At 72.1% G+C, this 17403-nt stretch carries 14 protein-coding genes; 9 read left to right on the top strand and 5 right to left on the bottom strand.

Annotation, left to right across the window (positions count from 1 at the left end; translation table 11 throughout):
• Positions 1–10 precede the first annotated feature (10 nt).
• From dmpG to EAO70_RS08335, 3 genes are all read left to right on the top strand, one after another.
• Positions 11–1018 carry a 4-hydroxy-2-oxovalerate aldolase gene (gene dmpG, locus EAO70_RS08325; RefSeq protein WP_261992755.1) on the top strand — a complete coding sequence of 336 codons (1008 nt, stop codon included), beginning with the start codon at positions 11–13 and terminating at the stop codon, positions 1016–1018.
• A 459-nt stretch (positions 1019–1477) separates the two neighbouring features.
• A complete protein-coding gene (locus EAO70_RS08330) occupies positions 1478–1825 on the top strand; it encodes a PRC-barrel domain-containing protein (protein ID WP_148002367.1) in 348 nt (115 codons plus the stop codon).
• A 197-nt stretch (positions 1826–2022) separates the two neighbouring features.
• Entirely contained in the window at positions 2023–3519 is a 1497-nt protein-coding gene (locus EAO70_RS08335; RefSeq protein WP_148002368.1) for a hypothetical protein, read from the top strand.
• A gap of 193 nt (positions 3520–3712) precedes the next feature.
• Here the strand turns inward: EAO70_RS08335 and EAO70_RS08340 are convergent, their stop codons facing one another.
• Entirely contained in the window at positions 3713–3922 is a 210-nt protein-coding gene (locus tag EAO70_RS08340; RefSeq protein WP_148002369.1) for a hypothetical protein, read from the bottom strand.
• Between the two features lie 298 nt (positions 3923–4220).
• Here EAO70_RS08340 and EAO70_RS37750 point away from each other — a divergent pair, with 298 nt between their 5' ends.
• On the top strand, positions 4221–4388 hold the full coding sequence (locus EAO70_RS37750; RefSeq protein ID WP_187283796.1) for a hypothetical protein: 168 nt from the start codon (positions 4221–4223) through the stop codon (positions 4386–4388).
• 13 nt (positions 4389–4401) lie between these two features.
• Positions 4402–5490, top strand: a complete 1089-nt coding sequence (locus EAO70_RS08345; protein ID WP_148002370.1) for a hypothetical protein — start codon at positions 4402–4404, stop codon at positions 5488–5490.
• A gap of 64 nt (positions 5491–5554) precedes the next feature.
• Here EAO70_RS08345 and EAO70_RS08350 read toward each other — a convergent pair whose 3' ends face one another.
• Both EAO70_RS08350 and EAO70_RS08355 read right to left on the bottom strand, forming a co-directional pair.
• Positions 5555–6559: a right-handed parallel beta-helix repeat-containing protein gene (locus EAO70_RS08350; RefSeq protein ID WP_148002381.1), complete on the bottom strand. Its 1005-nt coding sequence runs from the start codon at positions 6557–6559 to the stop codon at positions 5555–5557.
• 227 nt (positions 6560–6786) lie between these two features.
• A complete protein-coding gene (locus EAO70_RS08355) occupies positions 6787–7206 on the bottom strand; it encodes an ABATE domain-containing protein (protein WP_148002371.1) in 420 nt (139 codons plus the stop codon).
• A gap of 109 nt (positions 7207–7315) precedes the next feature.
• Here EAO70_RS08355 and EAO70_RS08360 point away from each other — a divergent pair, with 109 nt between their 5' ends.
• Positions 7316–8623 (top strand): MFS transporter, encoded by a 1308-nt coding sequence (locus EAO70_RS08360; RefSeq protein ID WP_148002372.1) that lies wholly within the window; start codon positions 7316–7318, stop codon positions 8621–8623.
• Positions 8624–8628: 5 nt separating this feature from the next.
• On the opposite strand, the gene EAO70_RS08365 is transcribed toward EAO70_RS08360, so the two are convergent.
• Both EAO70_RS08365 and ligA read right to left on the bottom strand, forming a co-directional pair.
• Positions 8629–9231, bottom strand: coding sequence for a TIGR03086 family metal-binding protein (locus EAO70_RS08365; protein ID WP_148002373.1), 603 nt, complete (start codon positions 9229–9231; stop codon positions 8629–8631).
• A gap of 214 nt (positions 9232–9445) precedes the next feature.
• Positions 9446–11521: an NAD-dependent DNA ligase LigA gene (gene ligA, locus EAO70_RS08370; RefSeq protein WP_148002374.1), complete on the bottom strand. Its 2076-nt coding sequence runs from the start codon at positions 11519–11521 to the stop codon at positions 9446–9448.
• Positions 11522–11918: 397 nt separating this feature from the next.
• On the opposite strand from ligA, the gene EAO70_RS08375 reads away from it, so the two are divergent.
• From EAO70_RS08375 to pgsB, 3 genes are all read left to right on the top strand, one after another.
• Positions 11919–13076 carry a CapA family protein gene (locus EAO70_RS08375; RefSeq protein ID WP_261992753.1) on the top strand — a complete coding sequence of 386 codons (1158 nt, stop codon included), beginning with the start codon at positions 11919–11921 and terminating at the stop codon, positions 13074–13076.
• A 216-nt stretch (positions 13077–13292) separates the two neighbouring features.
• Complete coding sequence (locus EAO70_RS08380; RefSeq protein ID WP_187283795.1) at positions 13293–15581, top strand: HAMP domain-containing protein; 2289 nt, start codon at positions 13293–13295, stop codon at positions 15579–15581.
• Positions 15582–15588: 7 nt separating this feature from the next.
• Positions 15589–17343 carry a poly-gamma-glutamate synthase PgsB gene (gene pgsB, locus EAO70_RS08385; RefSeq protein WP_261992754.1) on the top strand — a complete coding sequence of 585 codons (1755 nt, stop codon included), beginning with the start codon at positions 15589–15591 and terminating at the stop codon, positions 17341–17343.
• Positions 17344–17403: the final 60 nt, after the last annotated feature.

The raw sequence follows: 17403 nt of genomic DNA on the forward strand, positions 1-17403 counted from the left end.
GCCCCCCGCCCTGTACGTACAGGACGTGACCCTGCGGGACGGCATGCACGCCGTACGGCACCGCTACACCGTCGACCAGGCCCGCACCATCGCCGCCGCGCTCGACGACGCCGGGGTCGCCGCCATCGAGATCGCCCACGGCGACGGCCTGTCCGGCTCCAGCATCACCTACGGCGTCGGCGCGCACACCGACTGGGAGTGGATCGAAGCCGTTTGCGACAGCGTTCACCGCGCGGTGCCCACCACACTGCTCCTGCCCGGCATCGGCACCCTGCACGACCTGCGACAGGCCCACGCCCTCGGCGTCCGCTCGGTCCGCGTCGCCACCCACTGCACCGAGGCCGACATCTCCGCCCAGCACATCGCGGCCGCCCGCGAGYTCGGCATGGACGTGGCCGGCTTCCTGATGATGTCCCACATGGCCGAGCCCGCCGAACTCGCCCGCCAAGCCCAGCTGATGGAGTCCTACGGAGCCGGGTGCGTCTACGTCACCGACTCCGGCGGCCGCCTGACCATGGACGGTGTCCGTGACCGTGTCCGCGCCTACCGCGACGTCCTCGCGCCCGACACCGGGATCGGCATCCACGCCCACCACAACCTCGGCCTGGGCGTGGCCAACTCCGTCGTCGCCGTGGAGAACGGCGTCACCCGCGTCGACGCCTCCCTCGCCGGCCAGGGTGCCGGCGCCGGCAACTGCCCGCTGGAGGCGTTCGTCGCGGTCGCCGACCTGATGGGCTGGGAGCACGGCTGCGACCTGTTCCCCCTGATGGACGCCGCCGACGACGTCGTACGGCCCCTGCAGGACCGCGAAGTCCGCGTCGATCGCGAAACCCTCACCCTCGGCTACGCGGGCGTCTACTCCAGCTTCCTCCGCCACGCCGAAGCCGCCGCCGGCCGACACGGCCTCGACACCCGAGCGATCCTCGTCGAGGTCGGGCGACGCAAGATGGTCGGCGGCCAGGAGGACATGATCACGGACATCGCCCTCGACCTGGCGGCGGCCGCCTCGGTCGGCTGACGGGGAGCGACCGGCCAGGCAGTACGGCAAGCGGGGTCGGGGAGGAGGAGTTGGTTCAGGACGGGAGCGCGGCTACGGGTTCTCCGCGTTGACCGACCCGTACGCTGCAAGGGCGGCATCAGCCCGACGAAGCCGCCAAGCGGCCCCCAGCCCACGTGTGTTGGTCGACGCCTTGGGCATCCGGGAGCTATGACTCGACTCAGTGTGGTTGCCGGGAACCTGGCTCAGGACGCGAGACCTGACGGCCCCCCGTGGTTCAAATGGGCGTTCCTGGGCGTGTGGCTCGCCCTGGCTCCCGTGGTGCTCTACAAGCTGCATCAGCACGGCTACTTCAGAAGACGACGCTGAAAGCCGCACGTGCCCCTAAGCACGTAGGCATGGATGAGTACGCGGAGGGCATTCGGTGCTCAGGCACAACCCTCACATTCCGCACTTCAGTCATCGATGAAGGAGCCTTGTATGAGCAACGACATGTGGAGCTACGTTCCGACCGCCGGTCACGGCCCGGACAGTGACCTCACGGGGTACAAGGTCGAGGCCACCGACGGGCAGATCGGCAAGGTCGACAGGCACTCCAACGAGGTCGCCGACCAGTACATCGTCGTCGACACCGGCGTATGGATCTTCGGCAAGGAAGTCCTGCTGCCCGCCAGCACGGTGACGGCCATCGACAACGAGGAGCGGCGGATCCTGGTCTCGCTCACCAAGGAGCAGATCAAGAACGCGCCGGAGTTCGACAAGGAGAAGCACCTGGGCGACCCCGCCTATCGCGACCAGCTCGGCGGGTACTACGGTTCGGGCCACTGAGCCCACTCCATGCCGCGGCGACGCGGCGGGAGGCGACCTCGGGCGGGGTCCGGTCGTCTCTTCCGCTCTTCCGCGCAGGTCCCCTGCACGGGCAAGGCCATCGCTGCCTGGACTGAGCCTTCGGATGGAGCTGCCGGCGCGCGGCGTAGCCATCACGAGGCCGGTCCGGGCACGCGGCGGCGTGGCAGGATGACGCGGTGTCCGACTCTCTGCATGAACTCTGGCTGCGCGGCGTCGCCTTCAATCCGGCGGCGCCTTCCGACGTACTGATACGCCTGATGGATGAAGCGGCCGTTGAACTCGGCCAACTGATGTGCAAGGACCGCGACCTGCCCGACGCCGTCATCGACGCGGCCCTGCGCCACCCGGAGTGGCGGATTCGCGGCGCGCTCGCCGGCAACCAGCACGTGGATCCTTCCCGACTCGCCCCCTTGGCGACGGACCCGTCGGGACTCGTCCGCGCACGGCTCGCCCACCCCCGCCCCCGTTCCTGGCCCCGCCGGGTCCGACCGCTGCCGGACGACATCATCCTCGCCCTCCTGACCGCCCGGGACGGGGGAGAGGACGGCAAGCTCACCGCGAACGAGATCATCTCGGAACTCGACTCGTCCCGGCAGATGCCGCTGTCCTTCTTCCGCTCCCTGGCCGACTACGAGGACCCCGCACTCCGGATACGGGCCATGTGGCGATGGGAGTCGCTCACCCCGGCGCAGCGCGCGAGGCTGCTCGACGATCCGGACCCCGAGGTTCGTGAAGCGGCGCAGGACCGCAACTGGAAGCTGGATCCGGAACGGGTCGAAGCCGAGCTGCCGTCCCTCCGTCCCGGCAGCAGACCGTACGTACTCGACACGTGCGCTCTGTCGCCCGCGCTCGTCGAGCAGTGCTTCGCGGACGACACGGTGCAGCCACTCGCCCGGAACCCCCACACTCCGGCCGACGCCGTCGCCCGGCTGGCCCGGCATCCCGAAGCGAAGGTCCGCGAGCTGGTCGCCGCCCGGCCAGACCTGGGACCGGACCTGGTGGCGGAGCTGGGGGAGGACCCGAGCGAGGACGTGCGCATGCGCCTGCGCCTCCACCCCTTCCCTCGTACCTGGGCCGAGTACAAGGTGATCGACCTGGTCGTCGGGCACTGCGCCGGATGCGGCTGCCCGATCACCGAACCGGACCCCGACCCGGCCACCGTGCCGACGCCCGACTGGTTCGCCGCCTGCGCGGTGTCCCGGGAAGTGGTGCTCCGCCGGGTTGCGGCAAGCTGGTCCCGCCTCCCCGCGGAACTCGTCAGGACACTGGCGCAGGACGACGACGAGGGGGTCAGGGTCCGGCTGGCGCTCAACCACCCACTGGCTCCGCCGGACCTGCTCCTGGACACCTTCGTCAGCCGGCCGAAAGACCGAGCGGACCTGGTGACGCTGTCCGGCTTCCCACGCACCGGACGGACCCACCTCATAGACCACCCGGATCCCGAGGTACGCGCCCTGGCCGCAGCCGATCCCGCCCTGCCCGACCCCCCGGTGGACGACCCGGACGAGCAGGTACGCAGGGCCGCCGCAGCCAACCCGATCCTGACACCGGAAGCCCTGGAACCCCTCCTTGCCAGCCCCCGCACCGCAGAGGGAGCGGCGGCCAACCCGTCTCTCCCGGTATCCCGCATGCGCGCACTGCTCGACCGCTGCCTGCATCAGGTGGGGGCATGACCTGCGACCACTCGCCCGCCAGCTCCGCGAAGGAGCCGTCCGTGGCCGGGGAAGCGCTGAAGAAGAACGTCACCGGTTCGTCGGAGGTGTTGTACGGACGGTGAGGGGACCCGCCCGCGCGGCCATGGCGGCGCGGCCTCTCCTGCCCACCTTCCACGTGTGCGCACGCTCCCGTGGCATCGGCGGACGGCGTTCACGCCGCCTCGTACTGATGGGCTCGTCCGCCCCGCCACTCCACCCACTGCGGGTCGTCGAGGATCCGCTCCGCTTCCGGGAGCCCGGCCCGGCGCAGAAAATCAACGAGATCGCGATCGTCGTGGGCGAGGCCGAGTATCTCGCCACCGGCGGTGACGCGGCGGCCTCCCGTCAGGCTGGGGCGGTGAACGACTATCGGTGCGGCCATTCCTCCAGCGTGCGCCAGACCAGCTGTTCCAGCACCACGAGAGCGCAAGCCGTTCTGGGAGGAACAGGCTGGACGTGGTCGAACCGGCGTGGCCCAGCGGTTACCGCCGCCTGCGTGACTGCATGTACCAAGCCGCGAACAGACCGACCACCACGAGAACTATCAGTACCTTCATGGCGTCATCCTGCCCCGGCCGGGTGGTCCCATGCTCCTACGGGAGCCCAACGGTGCAGGAGATCCCCCCGGATCCGCCGGTGAACGTCGTCGAGGTCCCTCTCCTGGGGCTTTCCCCCGCCCGATGGCACTGCAGGCGGGGCTGATCTGGGTCGGGGTCCAGTTCGGGTTCGAGGCGTTCACCCTGACCGTTCTGGGCGTGCACCTGCTGGTCTGGCAGGCGGGGCTGCTGGCCACGCGGTTCGACGACGAGCCGGCCGACCGCCGGTCCGGCGGCAGCGGCCGGGCGTGAGGGGGAGGACGGCATGACGCAGACATCCCGGCCGGGACGCGAGGTCCACTCCGGCCGCGGCACAAAGACCTTCGACCGGGTTCCGGGCGGCTTCTACCTGGTCGGGGCCCTGGTGACCCTCTTCGAGGTGATCGCGCTCGGCGCGGTCGGCCTGGGCCTGGTCGTCGGCGACCCGAGCGACGACGGGGCATCCCCGGACAAGGTGTCCCGGCGGGTCGAGGTCACCTACATCGTGACGGGCGACCACCCTTCGGTGAACCTCACCGTCGGAAGGACCAACGGCAGCCACAAGTCCGAAGGGATCGTCGTCCTGCCGTACCGCAAGACCGTCGAGCTGGCGACGAGCGCCGACTACTATCTGGACGTCAGGAGTCGCGAGGGCCAGGAAGGTGGCACGCTCACGTGCACCGTGCTGGTCGGCGGCAAGGTGGTCAAGCAGGCGCACAACACACCGGACGCCTCGTCCGCCCCCTGCGCGGGGAGCGCCACGGATGCCCCGCAGCGGGGCGTCATCGCCGTGCCCACCCTCACCCCCGGCGCCTCCCCGCTGCCTGAGGAGCGGCGGCTCACCGGGACCGTCAAGGTTCCCGACTACCCGGGCAAGGGCTCGCCGGTCATCGGCACCGTCACGGATTCCTCGCTGGAGTACGCGGAGCTGGGCGGCACGTGGGACCGGAGCAGGACGCTGGATCCGATCTTCGACGGCTTCACCCGCAAGCAGGAGGGGCGCCGGCGTGCACTGGTGAAGTCCACGCAGGTCGACGAGGACATCATGGCCGCGGCCGGTGGCACCGGGGAGCTGCGTGGCGTGGCGGGCGCGGTGCTGGACGAGCGGCGGCGCTACGAGTACCCCCGCGACCAGGCGATCCTGGTCGACGTCGCCTCGCAGCCGCTGAAGGTCGACGGACACGACGCCTGGCTGGTGGTCAGCGAGATCCACTTCCACAAGCGCGGGGTGCCGTCCACGATGGACCTGAACGCGGTCCTCGTGGTCGACACCGGGCGGGTCCGCCCCTCGGTGCTGTGGGTTGTACTGCCGGAGACGAACAAGAAGCTCTGGCCGGACCTGAACACTTTGGTCGACTCCGTCCAGGTCCGCTGACCTGTGCCGATAGGGGACGGTCCGGGGCGCGCGACGCAGCCCGGGGCCGTCCCGCGTCGGGTCGTCAACCGACGGGGACGCCCGGGTTGGTGAGCGCGGTCCCCCCGATGACCGTGTTGTCGGAGGTGACGGTGACCGGGCAGGAGCCCGTCCGGTTGGTCACGTTGATGGCGTACTTCGTGCCGGCGCTGCCGCTCGCGCCCGTCAGGTCGGAGCGGTTGTTGCGGAAGACGGTGCCGCAGCCCCAGCCCGGGTCCTGGGTGTGGGTCTCGAACCCGTGGTTCATCGTGCGCACGCCGGTGTTGTTCTCGATGACGTAGCCGTTGCCCTTCACGTCGACCCAGGAGTCGTCGTAGTTGGCGTTGGTGAGGCCGTTGCCGTCGAAGCGGTTGCCGGCGACCAGGCCGCCGGTGGTGCCCTCCTTGAGGTCGATGTTCTCCCCGCCGATGTTCGGACCGATCACGTTGTCGAGGATCTGTACGTGGTCGCTCTTGTCGGACAGCGTGTTGGCGGTGCCGACGTAGACGCCTTCGCCCTTGCCGTCGCGCGCGGTACCCGTGTCGTGCACGGTGGAGTCGCGCAGTACCCCGTAGCTGGAGGAGTTGCGGAAGTGCACGCCCTCCATCTTCATGTGGTTCACCGTCACCGAGTCGAGTACGACGTGGTCGGACGCGTCGACCATGATGCCCTTCTGGGCCCCGGTCACCGTGATGCCCTGCACGGTCCAGTAGGGGGCGTTGGTCAGGGACAGCCCGTAGCCACCGCCGGTCGTGGTGGAGAGGACGGCGCGGGACGTGCCGATCAGGGTGATCCGGGCCGCGGCCTCGCCACCTGTGGTGATCTTGAAGTTGCCCTTGTACGTGCCGTCGGCGAGCTGGATGGTTCGGCCCGGGACGGCGGCGGTCAACGCGCTCTGCAGTTCCTTGGCGTCGGTGACCCTGACCGTGTTGCCGGGCGTGGCGGTCGGCGTCGGGGTCGGCGTCGGTGTCGGAGTGGTGGTGGCCGAGGGTGACGGCGTCGGGGACGGCGATTGCGAAGACGGCTGAGACGGAGAAGGCGTGGCACCCACAGTGCTCAGGGAGACGTCGTCGGCCTGGTAGGGGCTGCCGTACCAGCCGCTGAGCGTGACGGTGACCTGGGTGGTGCCCGGGCCGGTGGTGAAGACGCGGGTGAGCTGGGTCCAGGCCGGGGCGTTGGCCCAGGTGGAGGCGGAGACGCCCGTGCCGGCGGCGCCGAGGGTCACGTACGAGCCTTTGACCCAGGCGGTCAGGGTGTAGACGGTGCTCGGCTGCACGGTCACGGTCCGGCGCCCCCGGCGCACCCCTGGTCCCGGCCCCCGGCGGTCCGGGCGGGCGGTCCGCCGGGGGCCGGGACCAGGGGTGCGCCGGGGGCGCCGAGGGTGACCAGGAGCGGCACCTCGGCCAGTACCGCGTCGGCGAGGGCCGGCCGCTCCGGGGCGACCGGGTCCCCGGTGTCCAGGGCCTCGCGGATGCCGGCGCGCAGCGCGAGGAAGGCGCTGTGTTCGTCGGCGTCCAGTCGCAGGGAGGGCTCCGCCAGGCTCCGGGCCGCCAGCCAGTCCGCCAGCGCGGCGGGCGTGGCGACGTCGTCGTCACCGCTCTCCAGGTCGACGGTGTTGGTGAAGGCCTCGATCAGCTCGGCGGCCGGGGACGGGTCGAGCACGAACGCGCCGCCCTTCTTGGGGAGTTGCCGGGCCATCGGTTCGCGGTTCCCCGATGGCTGATGGCCGGATCACTAGTGCGTTGCCACGATACCCCTGCCATACTGACCACCAAACGGCTTTAGGGGGTTATCCATGCAGGACGCGATGACTGATCGGTCGGTGCCGACGGTGGGGGACGCGGTGCCGGACGGCAAGCTGAGGGCGGCGGATCGGTCCGACCGGAGCAACCGCAACACCGCGGTCCTGGTGGGGTTCACGGCCGTCACGAACCTCGCCGACGGCGTGACCAAGGTCGTCCTGCCCCTGATGGCGACCCGGCTGACCGACTCCCCGGCCCAGGTGGCCGGGGTGGCGCTGACCCTCACGCTCCCCTGGCTGCTGGTCGCCCTGCACGTCGGCGTCCTCGTCGACCGCTTCGACCGGCGCCTGCTGCTCTGGCTCGCCGACGGCGCCCGCATGCTCGTCGTCGCCGGGCTGCTCGCCCTCGCGCTGCGCGACGCCGTGACCGTCCCCGCGCTGTACGCCGCCGGACTGGTGCTCGGAGTCGCCGAGGTGGTGGCCCTGACCTCGGCCGCCACCCTCGTACCGTCCTTGGTGGCCCCCGCGGGCCGCGAGCGGGCCAACGCGTGGGTGGCCGGCGCCGAGACCGCCTGCAACGAGTTCTGCGGTCCTTTCGTCGGCGGCCTGCTGGTGGCCGCGGGCGCGAGTGTGGCGTTGGGATGGACCGGGGCCGGGTACCTGGTCGGCACGCTGGTCCTGCTGCTCCTCGTGGGCCGCTTCAAGCCGACCGCGGGCGACGCGCGCCCCACGGGCACCGTCAACCAGCGCATCGCCGAGGGCGTCCGGTTCCTGTGGCAGCAGCGCCTGCTGCGGCTGATGGCCCTCGCGCTGACCGTGCTCTCGGCCTGCTGGGGAGCCTGGCTCGCCCTGATGCCCCTGGTCGCCACCTCGCTGATGGGCCTGGACAGCCGGGAGTACGGTCTGCTGCTCAGCGCCCTCGGCGCCGGGGGACTGGTCGGCGCGCTCACCGTCACGAGCGTCAACCGGCTGCTCGGGCGGCGCTGGTCCATGTTCGCCGACCTCGTCGGCACCGCCGCCATGGTCGCCGCCCCGGTGTTCTCCACGAGTCTCTGGGTCGTGGCAGGCGGCGCCTTCCTCGGTGGAATGGGCGGGATCCTGTGGACGGTCAACTCGCGGACCATCAGCCAGCGGCTCGTCCCCGACGCCATGCTCGGCCGCTACAACGCGGCGGCTCGGCTCTTCAGCTGGGGCGCGATGCCGCTCGGGGCCGGTCTGGTCGGCGTCCTGGCCGAGTGGTTCGGGATCCGCGTCGCCTTCGCCGTGTTCACCCTCGCCACGCTCGCGATCGTCGCGCCGTTCCTGCGGACCGTGACCCCGCGGGCGCTCGCGGACGCCGCGGGGCCGGTCACCGGGTCACCGGTCGGCAGGTGAGCCGGTCACCGGGTGGCCGGTGACCGCCAGCCCGGGTCCCGGCCGCTCAGGCCCACCGCCCGGTCGAGGAGCGGGGCGCCGTCCGGGACCCGGACCACGACTCCGAAGATGCCGCCGCCGCGATCGTCCTCCTCGGCGGCCGCCAGCAGGAACGCGTGCGAGGCCCGCAGCGCGGTCTCGTCGGGGGCGTAGTCCTGGCCGGTGGCCCGGGCCAGGTCCCAGCCGTGGATCACGAGTTCGTCCGCGGCGACCGCCGCCGCGATCTCGCCGGGGAGGTCCACACCTCCCGCCCGGGTCATGCCCGTCCAGGCGGCCGGGTCGCGCCAGGCGGCGGCCAGCTCGTCCAGGACCCGGGGCAGCAGTTCGCGCCAGTCGGCCGGAAGGTCGGGGACGGCGTCGTCGGGGGGCGTCTCCGTCGACGCCCCGAGGTCCTTCCCGGCCGCGTCGCGGAAGGCCACGGCGAGTCCCGCCACGTGGCCGAGCACGTTCCGCACGGTGTAGTCGGGGCACGGCGTCGGGGCGGCCAGCATCGCGTCGGGGGTGCCCTCCACGAGCCGGGCCACGATCCGGGCCTGGGGCCCGAGGTCGAAAGTCGTCGTCTCGGTCATCTGCCGCTCCTCGGACGTACGGGTCGTGCAGGGTAGACCGCCGGCGGGGCGCGGACTCATCGGTCGCGGCCGGCCCGGTTCGGGACGGTGGCGGCCAGGGAGCCGCCCACGGAGGCGGACCGGGCACGGACACAGGCTGGGCACGACACAGATCGGGCGCGGACGTGGGGCGGGCGCCCGGCGGAGCGCCGTCCCCCACGTCCGCAGCATCCCATCAGGTCAGCAGGTCGGCGACCCGCTCGGCGAAGGCCTCCGGGGTGAGGACCTCCACCCCCAGCTCGGCGGCCTTGACCGCCTTGGAGCTCGGCTTGCCGCTCGCGGACGGGGCGGACACGAGGATGGACGTCTTCGCGCCGACGCTGCTGCCAGCCCGGCCGCCGGCCTTCTCGATCAGGGCGTTCATCTCGGAGCGGCCGAAGCCGTCCAGCGGACCCGTCATCCGGCCGGTGACCACGACGACCTTGCCGTCCAGCGGGCCGCCGCTCTGCGCCACCGCCTCCGGCTCGCTCATGTTGACGCCGGCTGCCACCAGCTTGTCGATCACCGGAGCCAGGGCCGCCACCTGCTCGACCACGACAGGGGCCTTCTCCGGGCCGATCCCCTCCACGTCCTGCATCTCCGTGGCGTCGGCCTGACGGATCGCGTCCATCGTGCCGAAGTGGCGGGCGATGCGCCGGGACATGCTCCGGCCGGTGCCGAGCACGCCCAGGGCGCAGAAGACACGGTTGAGGGGGCGCTCCTTCGCGGCCGCGATCTGCTCGGCGAGCTTGGCACCGCGCTTGGCGCTGCCGGACGCGGCCGTCAGCTGTTCCACGGTCAGGGTGAAGAGGTCCGCCACGTCGCGGACGTCGCCCGACGCGACCAAGGCGGCCACGTACGTCCTGCCGAGCCCGTCGATGTCGAGCATCTCGCGCCCGGCGGCGTACTCGATCAGGGCCGGGAGGGCGCACGCCGTCCCCTTGGCGCAGCGCCAGCGCTCCTGGGCCGTGCTGATCTCGCCTCCGCACCGGGGGCACGCGTCGGGCAGGGGGACCGGCACCGCTCCGGCCGGGCGGAGCGGGACGACCGCCGCCTGGACGCGCGGGATGATGTCGCCCGCCTTGTACACCGTCACCGTGTCCCCGATGTGGAGGTCACGGCGGCGGATGTCCGCCGGGTTGTGGAGGGTGGCCCGGGTGACCGTCGATCCGTCGATCTCGACCGGCGTGAGGAGGGCGGTGGGGGCCAGGACCCCGGTGCGGCCGACCTCCCACACGACGTCCTCGAGGATCGTCTGCCGCTCGATGGCGGGCAGCTTGACCGCGATGGCCCAGTAGGGGAAGCGCGAACCGAGCCCGGCCGCCTCCTGCTCGGCCGTGTCGTTCAGCTTGACGACCAGGCCGTCGATCCCGACGGGGAGCTCCGTCCGCATCGCGGCCACGGCGTCGGCCTGGGCCTGGGCGGCGGCGAGGTCGGGGACGACGAGCAGGCCGGCGGGAGAGGCCGCGGTCGTCTGCACCCCGGCGGCCGCCGCCGCGGCCAGCGCCTCGGCGTGGGTCGCCCCCGCCGGCAGGAACGGCACGCCGTCGAGCTCGACCACTCCGTACGCCCAGAAGGTCATCCGCAGCCGGTACGGGCGACCCTTGGCCCTCAGGGTGCCCGCGGTGCCGTTGCGCGGGTTGACGAAGACCGGCGCGCCGTGTGCGGCGCGGACCTCGTTCGCCGTCTCGAACTGCTCCTGGGTGAAGGCGACCTCGCCCCTGACCTCGACGGTGACCGCCTCGGACAGCTGCTCCGGCAGTCCGTCGATCTGGCCGATCACCTGGCTGACGTCCTCGCCGTGCCGGCCGTCGCCCCGGGTGACGACCTGCACGAGCCGGCCGTCGCGGTAGCGGGCGGCGACGGCCGCCCCGTCTATCTTCGGTTCGACGGTGAACCCGCCGGCGGGGGCGCGGCCGAGTCTGCGCTCGACGGAGGCTCCCCAGGCCACCAGGCCCTCGGCGTCGAAGACGTTGTCCAGGCTCAGGAGTCGGGTGGTGTGCGCGATGTCGCCCGTCGGGGCGACGCCGTCCGCGACCAGTCCCGTCGGGCTGTCGGGGGAGACCTCCGCCGGATGCGCCTCCTCCCAGGCCAGGACGGCGATCCGGAGCCGGTCGTACGAGGTGTCGTCCATCGCGCTGTCGCCGTCGCCGTAGTACGAGTGCGAGGCCTCGCGCAGGCTTCGGAGGGCGGCCTCGTAGGCGGCGCGGTCGTTCACGGTGGGCTGGTCGGACAGGCCGGACAGCGCCTCTTCGGCGGGAATCGTCGTCATGGAGTGATCTTCTCGCGGGGGTCTGACAACGGTCCTCGGAGCGACGGCGGGCGGTCCCACCACCCGGTGCGTCCGCTCGCCCGCCGCGGTCCGGGTCCCGGAGACCGACTCGGGCCATGGCGCGTTCGACTGACGGGAGATCAGCGCCACAAGTGACGGGAACCGGGCAATTCGGATGGAATGGCGCATCCCCCGGATGATTGACGATCCGTACGCGATCGATCACAAAGCGCAACCCACTGCACATCTTCCGTCACCCCGTCAGGCAAAGCGGCTGGAATGCGGAGAGAAAGTGATGATCTCGTAATGCCCCGTGAAAAGTGGATCTTGAGCGGCATGTGAAAATCTGGCGGTGACATTCTGTGATTCCTTCCGTATAAGTCGTGTACTGGCCGGGGTGGCGGCGCTCGCCGCCCTCACCGCCGGATGCGCGGCGACCCCCGATGAATCACAGAGCAAGCCGGGCGGACGCACGTTCACCGTCGCGGCCGCCGGTGACGTCCTGATCCACCCCGAGCTCGTCGACCAGGCGGCCAAGGACGCCGAGGAAACGGGCAAGGGGAACGCGGGGCTGGACTTCGGGCCGCTGATGGAAGGGGTGCGGCCGGTCATCAGCAAGGCCGACCTGGCCATCTGCCACATGGAGACGCCGGTCGGCCGGCCGCGCGGACCCTTCGAGGGGTACCCGGAGTTCCTCGTGCCGCCGCAGATCCTCCGTACGCTCAAGGACGTCGGGTACGACACCTGCTCCACCGCCTCGAACCACACCTTCGACCACGGCCTCAAGGCGGTCCGCCGCACGCTCGACGCCATGGACCGGGTCGGGCTCGGCCACGCGGGCTCGGCCCGTACCCCCGCCGAGGCCGAGAAGATCAACATCCGTGAGGTCAAGGGCGTCCGGGTGGCCCACCTCGCGTACTCGTGGGAGTCGTTCCTCAATCCCACGCCCGAGAAGGAGCGCTGGGCCTTCAACCGGATCAGCACCGACCAGATCAAGCAGGCCGAGACCCGGGCGCGGAACCAGGGCGCCGAAGTCGTGATCCTGTCGCTCCACTGGGGCCTGGAGCACTACAACGAGCCGAGCGTCCCCCAGCTGGAACTCGCGCAGCGGATCACCGAGGAGACCGGCATCGACCTGGTGATCGGCCACCACGCGCACGTGGTGCAGCCGATCCAGAAGGTGAACGGCACCTGGGTGGCCTACAGCCTGGGCAACCAGGTGGCCCGGCACTCCTCCCCCACCGGACTGACCGAGGAGGGTGCCATCGGCTGGTTCGAGTTCCGGGAGACGAAGACCGGCTGGGACGTGGCCGCCCGGTACCGCACGACGCTGGTGGACATCCCGCCCGAGGTCGAGGACGACGAGAAGCTCCCCGAGGACGCCGTCGAGGACCACCGGCTGGTCGACGTCCGGCAGATGCTGGACGAACCGGGCGAACTGTCCGCCGACCGGCTCGCCCGCTACCGCCTGGCAGCCGACCGCACCCGCGGCTTCCTGTTCAACCGGGGCGCGCCGGGCGGCGACGGACTGGCCGAGCTCTCCCTGCGGGACTGAGCACCGCCGCCCGCCCACTCCGGCCCCAGCACCTCCGGGCCGTCCCCCCGAACGTTCCCGGCACCCTCGTCGCCCCTCGGCGTCCGGGGTGCCCCTCCGCCGCCGACACCCGCGGGTACCGCGGCCGCAGGACTCCAGGAAAGAGCAGCAGTGACATCCAGCAGTGCCGCCTATTCGGTGCGCGGAGGCAGGCGGCGGAGCCGCAGGCGCGCGGACATGCCGCTCCTCGGCGGCATCCGCCCGCCCATCGCGCTCCTGTGCGTCCTGGTCCTCGCGCTGGCCGGTCTGACGGCCCGGGTGCTCGGACCGGACGAGGACGCGGTCGTGCCGAAGGCCGTGCTGTCCTCCCAGCAGTACTTCGCGGAGGACGGGGCCATCGCGCTGCGCGCCTCCATCGACGAGCGCGTCACCGACCTCCAGCGCACCGCCACGGCCCTGAGCCGGGGCGGGCCGGTCGCGCCCGAGCGCGTCCTGTCGGACCTGGGCCGGACGTACCAGAAGTGGACCGGCACCACGGTGGTGGACCTGAAGAGCGCGGACGTGCTCGCCACCCGGGGTGAAACGATTCCCCTGGGCTGGCTGGACAAGGACGTGCTCACCGGCGACACGGCGCTGACGCCCCGCATGGTGCGGCTGGAGACCGGCGACGTACGCCTGATGACCATGGCCGTCCTCGACTGGACGGACCGACCGCAGCAGTTGCTGATCGCGTCCAGCAGCCTGTCCGTGCCCGCCATCAACCTCGGCCCGTTCCGGACCATGGCGGTCGTCGCGCGGGACGGCGAGATCCTCGGTACGGCCGGCTTCGAGCGCGCCGAGGCGCTCAACTCCGACCAGGAGCGCAAGGAGCTCACCTTCCTGCACCGGCAGATGAAGCAGCTGTCCGACCAGGCGGCCGAGTACACCGAGCAGCACCCCGTCCGCGCCAAGGAGCCCGGCTCCCGCGGCTACCCCGGCGTCAGCGGCACCCTCCTCGGCGGGGAGTACAACGGCCGCGTCGCCACCGCGGGCTATGCCTCGCTCGCGTCCTCGGACCCCGACGAGAAGCAGAGCCTGGCCGCCGGCCTCGGCCTCACCGTCGTGGGACTGCTGCCCGTCGTGCAGCAGCAGACCGGCGAGCAGGGGCGCGAGCTGTTCGGGCTCGCGGCGGCCGGTGTCCTCGTACTGCTCGGGCTCCTCGCGGCCGGCGTGCTCTGGGCCACCGTGCAGCGGCCCCTGCTGCGGCTGTTCCTGGAGTCCCGGCGGCTCGCCCGTGGCGATCTGACCCGGCCCGTGACGGTGCCCCGCTGGGGCGAGGCCGCCCGGATCGGCGCGGCGCTGGAGCAGCTGCGCCGACGGCTGGACGCCGGCGTCCACGGTGCCGGAGCCGACGGCGATCCCGAGGCCGGCCCCCGCAGGCGGCACCGGATCGGCGGACGCGGTCCGCTCGCCCTGACGGCCGTCCTTCTGCTGGTGTGGTGCGTGCCCGTGGGCCTGCTGCTCAACCGGACGGACGGCTCGGTCAGCGTGCCGACGACCATGGTCAACGACCAGCGCGACCGTACGGACCTGATCGCCGACCGGCTCCGCAGGGCGCTCAACGAGGCGCAGGCGGACCTGGTGTCCGCCTCCCGCCTGATCGCGGCGGAGGGCGCGGAGGACACCGAGGCGGCCGTCCGCGTCCTCGACGACACCCTCGGCAAGCACTCCCGTTACCGGGCGCTGTACGTGGTGAACGCCGACGGGTCGGTCCGCGCCCAGGCCGGATCGGACCCGCACCCGTGGAGCCGGAGCAAGAAGCTTCCGCTCGTCCGGGTCTCCGGCGAGGGCGGCAAGGAACCGGTGGTGCAGGCCGGGGCTCCCGTACCGGGACGCGACCGCGGCACCCTCGTCGGCGAGATCCGGGTGGAGTTCCTCAACTCGCTGCTGGCCAGACCCGGTCTGGGCGAGGTCCGGGTGGTGGACTCCGCCGGTCTGACCATCGCCGCCAGCGAGGGCTTCCTGGCCTTCGAGGAGCTGCCGTCGGAGCTGACCGACCTGGTGCGCGCGGCCGGGGTCCGGGTCGGCGCCGGGCCGGTCGAGAACGCGCTGCTCCTCCGCGAGGGGAACAGCGTCGAGGTCGCCGCGGCGGCCCCGTTCTCCGGCGGCGGCATCACGGCCGACATCGGCTGGACCGTCGTCAGCCGCCAGGACGCCCACCGCTTCGAGATCGCCCCGTACGAGCGGGAGGACCGCAGTGTCCTCGCCGGAATGCTCGGACTGGCCGCGATCATCCTCTGCCTGGGCTGGATCCACCTCGTGATCGTCCGGCCGCTGCGGGCCCTCGCGGCCGGTGCGGAACGGCTCGCCGACGGCGACCTCAAGACCGTGCTGTACCCGCGGTACCAGGACGAGGTGGGAGCGGTCGTCCGCAGCCTCGAACTGCTGCGGCAGCAGGCGCAGGCGCTCCGGCACAACCAGCAGGCCCTCAGGCACAACCAGACGCGCCCGTCCACGGCGCCCCGGTCCGGCGACGGCGGAAGGTGACAAGGCAGTGCTCTACCTCTACTTCGTCCTGCTGACCGGCGGGGTCTTCCTGCTGATCGCGGGCATCGTGGAGCAGCGCAGGCACTACGCCGCGCTGCACACCATCCCGACCCGGGTGCTCGTCAACGGCATCCGGGGCAAGTCCTCCATCACCCGGCTCTGCGCGGGCGCGCTGCGCGGCGGCGACCTGGTCACCGTCGCGAAGACGACCGGGACGGCGGCGCGGTTCATCCACCCGGACGCGACCGAGGAGCCGGTCTACCGCAAGTTCGGCATCGCGAACGTCGTGGAGCAGATCGGGATCGTCCGGCGGGCCGCCTCGTACCGGCCGCACGCCCTGGTCATCGAGTGCATGGCCGTGATGCCGGCGCTCCAGGAGGTGAACCAGAGCAAGCTGATCCGGTCGACCATCGGCGTCCTGTGCAACGTCCGTGAGGACCACCTCGCCGAGATGGGCCCCACCCTCGACGACGTGGCCCGCTCGCTGTGCCGCTCGATGCCGGAGCACGGCATCTGCGTCACGGCGGAGAAGGAGCGCTTCCACATCCTCCAGGAGGAGGCGGACGCCCGGGACTGCCGTCTGATCTACGCCGATCCCGACACGGTCAGCGACGACGAGCTGCGCGGCTTCAGCTGGTTCACCTTCAAGGAGAACGTGGCGATCGCCCTGACCGTCGCGGAGCTCCTCGGGATCGACCGGCAGGTCGCCCTCCAGGGCATGTACGACGCTCCCCCGGACCCGGGCGTGCTCTCCGTCGAGCGGTACGTGACGCCCGAGGGCAAGCGCCTCGCCTTCGCCAACGTCTTCGCGGCGAACGACCCCGAGTCGACGCTGATGAACGTCAACCAGCTGCTCGACCTCGGCGCCGTGAGCCGTCCGCTGAACGTCGTCATCAACTGCCGGCCCGACCGCGTCGAACGCAACGGGCAGATGGGCGAGATCATCCCGGACCTGCGCCCGGACAACGTCTTCGTGATCGGTCATCCCTCGAAGAGCGCCATCGACGCCATCCCCGCCGCGTGGCGGGACCGGGCCGTCGACCTCGGCGGCGAGCGGCGCCCGGCCGAGGAGTTCATGCCCGAGATGCTCGGCCGGATGTCCGACGGCGCCTCGCTCGTCGCCATCGGCAACATCCACGGCCAGGGCGAGGAGCTGCTGGAGTTCCTCGCCGAGCTGCCGGCGGACGAGAGCGGTACGGCCGAGAACGGAACCGCCGAGAGCCGTGCCGCCGTCCCCGGCGCCACCGCCGGGTTCGGCGGTCCCGCGGACTTCGGCGGTCCCGCGCCGGCCGACCACGCCTACGAGGGCGTCGTGCTGCCCCCGGGCACCGGCCTCCCCGGGCACGCCGGCCCGGTCACCGGCGCCGGCGGTCCGTGGACGGATCAGGGACACGCGCCGGCCGAGGACGGTCCGTGGGCGGGCGGCGGATACCCGTCGGCCGAGGCCGGTCCGTGGGGCGGCGAGGGACACCCGTCGGCCGGTGGTCCCGCGACGGGCCACGGGCAGGAGGCCCCGGACGGTTCGGCGGGCGGTCCCCGCCTGGTGCCCGTGGTGCCCGTCGTACCTCTCCAGCCGACCCGGATCGACCCCTACGCCTCCTATCCCCGGGCCTTCGAGGAGGCCTACCAGTCCGCCCGGACGCAGGAGGTGCCCATGGTGCGGATCGTGGACGGGAGCAGCGGGATGCCCGCCGAGGAGTCCTTCGGCTGGTTCCACCAGCAGCCCTCCGACGAGGACGGGCGGCCGCCCGCGCCGTCCTGATCCGAGGGCGCGCGGCCGACGCCGGCCGTTCCGCCCGACTCCCGAGTCCCGCCCGACCCC

Origin of the sequence: Streptomyces sp. adm13(2018) (genome assembly GCF_008042145.1) — a bacterium.
Lineage (GTDB): Bacteria > Actinomycetota > Actinomycetes > Streptomycetales > Streptomycetaceae > Streptomyces.